This is a genomic window from Bradyrhizobium sp. SZCCHNS3002, assembly GCF_032377435.1.
Classification (GTDB): Bacteria; Pseudomonadota; Alphaproteobacteria; order Rhizobiales; family Xanthobacteraceae; genus Bradyrhizobium.
In genome coordinates, this window is sequence record NZ_JAUHHY010000033.1 from 1 (window position 1) to 2,744 (window position 2,744).

The following is a 2,744-nucleotide window of genomic DNA, read 5'->3' on the forward strand; positions in this document are numbered from 1 at the left end:
AAGACAGTGAGTTCTGCTGTGGCGACGATCTCGTGGGGAGCGCCGACGCGGTTGCGGGAATAGCCCGGCGGGAACGATTGCGGCCGCGGTCCGTTCTTGCTCGAAGGAGCGCGGCCTCATGCGAGCAGGATCGATTGCAGCCATCGCGGCAATGTTGGTCATTCTGGCCGGTGCGGTGGCCTTCGCCTATCTCGGGCTGACGACGCCGGGTGAGCCGATGCCGACCCAGGGCTGGATCGCGCTCACGCTCGGTGTCGTGTTCTCGTTGATCGTGGGCATCGGACTGATGGCGCTGGTATTTTATAGCAGCCGCCATGGCTACGACGAGCAGGCGCAGTACAGGCCCGAGAACCACCACGATTAGGCTGATGGCCGCTGTCGCGGTATCGGTCGCGCGGTCACACCGGCCGCGGCGGATGTTCGGTGCGCGGGTGGCGTTCGTGCAGCAGTCTCGCCAGATCATGGCGCAGTTCGTTGCGATCGCGCATCGCGGTCTCGAACAGCGCTTCCTGAATGTCCCGCGGCATGTCGCCCCAGACGCTGATCGCGGCCTGGCCGAGCAACTGGGCGAATCTTGTTTCGTCCATGTGGCACCTCCGAGGCTCTTACGTCCGGGCACCATAAATGTTCCCAATACCGGAAGTTCCTGTTGATGGGCGAGCAAGACCCCTCTCGCGGCGCCGTGCGCCCGAGTTGATCAGGAGGTTCACCCTGCTCGCATGCGAGAGGGTGCAGGGAAGGCCGCATAGGCGTTAAGGTAGCGCGAGCATCGATTGATACTTGCGTTTTCGAGGAGGCTCGCGAAGGTGGCGCCCCAACGCGCGTTTTCTGCGGCGCAAGCAACGGATGGTTGGTTGTGGAATGATTGCTTGCAGCAAGGATGCAACGAGCTGCTGCAGGACCCGCCAAGCGCCAGGCGTCGTTAAGCGGCCTGCGTCCAGTGGGGAGAGTCCTCGAAGTCGCTGGCAAGCGGCTCGAGCAACAGGATGATCAGGAGGTGGGCCAGCAGGTAGGGCTTGGCAGAGCGCGGATCGGTTCCTGGCGGCGTCTTGAGGCCAATCAGACTCTTCAGTCGCTTGAACCCAAGCTCGATCCGCCATCGCAATCGATAGAGCGCAAGCACATCTTTGGTGGAGAACTCGTCCCGCGCGAGCGACGTGATCAGAATGACCCAATCCGCAGCCTCCAAAGTTTCTTTGGAGATGATGCGGTTTTCATCTTTTGCGTCTTGCCGGGCTTTACGCCGAGAAGCAGCAGCCGCACCGGTGGGCTTCTTGATTGCGACCAGACGCATAGCCAGAGGCGCGCCGCCCTTGCGCTTGATCCAAATCTCCCGATCGACCAGTCCGCGCGCCTTCGCGGCACGCAATTGGGCCATCAGATCGAACGGAAGGCCTTTGGCGTCAAGCCAACGTGCGTTCTTCCAGCCCGCTCGGATCAAAACGTCGGCCCCGGCTTCGCGGACGGCCGCAATGCGGTCAGGTTGCAGATAAGCGCGGTCAGCAATGCGGATCTCGTTCTTGACCACTGGTATCCGGTCAAACGTTTCGCCCTCTTGCTGATCTGTCAGCTCGAAGTGACCAAAGCGCTCATAGGGCAGATCAAATGCGCTATGAACGCGCCAAAGCTCACTGTTCTTGCGCGCAGCCGGTCCCGCCTGAGGCACTGTCGTCGCATCGATGATGCGGATCAGGCGGCCTTGGCTCGCCTTCGGAGCTGCCGCAGCGAGCAAGCCCTCCACCAGCACCGCAAACCAATCACCACATTGACGCAGCCGATAGAACAACGCCACGCTGGTGAGGTCGGCAAGGCCAACAGAAGCCGCCCATGCGGCTGTCGATCTCAGCCCTCTTTCACCCAAACAATAGGCCAGCATCAGCCGAAGTAACGTCACCGCATCTGGAATCTGCCGCCGACGCGCGAAGGCCTTCGTCTGGCGCGCAGTTTTCTCGAGCTGCGCAGCCCCGCCCAGCTGCGCAACCACTCTCGTCCAGTCCTCGTTCAGGAGCGATTCGTCTGCCATCCCCTGTTCGAATCACGGCGGATTCCAACACTCAAGCATAAACTTAACGCCTATGCGGCATTCCCTGCGCCCTCTCCCCGAGGGCTTCGTTTATAACTCGGGCGCGCGGCGCCGCGGGACGTGTTTTTGAGCGCCCATATTGCTCTTGCTCGCCAGTCAAATCGAGTTCCGGCAGATATGCCACGTTTGACCAAGCATGCTCCGATGTCGGCCGCAGCCGTACTCATTCGTCCTTTGAGCTCAGCCCTTAGCCCCGGAGCAAACTCATGAATGGCGCTTCGCAGATCGACCGGAGGCACAGCGTCTCCAGATGCATCAGGGCAAGCGAGGATGCGATCTATGAGGCCTTCATCAAGCCGGAGAGCTTGGTACGCTGGCTTCCGCCCGAGGGGGCAAGAGGCGAGATCAGGCAGTTCGATGTGCGTGAAGGCGGCAGCTTCGAGCTTGTTTTGACCTTTGCTGCCGCTCCGGGCAAATCCTCCTCGCACCAGGACGTCGTCCGGGGTCGTTTCCTGCAGCTCGTGCCGGGAAAGCGGATCGTGCAGGCGATCGATTTTGTCTCCGACCGGCCGGAGTTCGCGGGCACGATGACCATGACCTGGTCGCTTGCGCCGGCGGCGGACGGTACGCTCGTCTCGATCCTTGCCGAAAACGTGCCGATCGGAATCGGCCGCACGGACCACGAGCTCGGCATGGCGTCGTCTTTGGAGAACCTGGCGCG

General features: G+C 61.8%; 4 protein-coding genes. 2 read left to right on the forward strand and 2 right to left on the reverse strand.

What is annotated here, in order from left to right:
* The first annotated feature begins 118 nt into the window (after nt 1-118).
* Complete coding sequence (locus QW845_RS34030) at nt 119-364, forward strand: hypothetical protein (RefSeq protein ID WP_315744760.1); 246 nt, start codon at nt 119-121, stop codon at nt 362-364.
* Between the two features lie 34 nt (nt 365-398).
* On the opposite strand, the gene QW845_RS34035 is transcribed toward QW845_RS34030, so the two are convergent.
* Together QW845_RS34035 and QW845_RS34040 are read right to left on the reverse strand one after the other, a co-directional pair.
* Nucleotides 399-587 carry a hypothetical protein gene (locus QW845_RS34035; protein WP_315700716.1) on the reverse strand — a complete coding sequence of 63 codons (189 nt, stop codon included), beginning with the start codon at nt 585-587 and terminating at the stop codon, nt 399-401.
* Nucleotides 588-922: 335 nt separating this feature from the next.
* The gene (locus tag QW845_RS34040) at nt 923-2,023 is read right to left on the reverse strand and encodes an IS4 family transposase (RefSeq protein ID WP_315701243.1); all 1,101 of its coding nucleotides are present in this window, start codon (nt 2,021-2,023) and stop codon (nt 923-925) included.
* 266 nt (nt 2,024-2,289) lie between these two features.
* Between QW845_RS34040 and QW845_RS34045 the strand changes: the two genes are divergently transcribed.
* Nucleotides 2,290-2,744: SRPBCC domain-containing protein (locus tag QW845_RS34045; protein ID WP_315805875.1), on the forward strand; the 455-nt coding region annotated here is incomplete at its 3' end.

Coding starts and splice junctions, on each gene's coding strand:
- QW845_RS34040 (WP_315701243.1), bottom strand. CDS start 2,023: ATGGCAGACGAATCGCTCCTGAACGAGGACTGGACGAGAGTGGTTGCG.
- QW845_RS34035 (WP_315700716.1), bottom strand. CDS start 587: ATGGACGAAACAAGATTCGCCCAGTTGCTCGGCCAGGCCGCGATCAGC.
- QW845_RS34030 (WP_315744760.1), top strand. CDS start 119: ATGCGAGCAGGATCGATTGCAGCCATCGCGGCAATGTTGGTCATTCTG.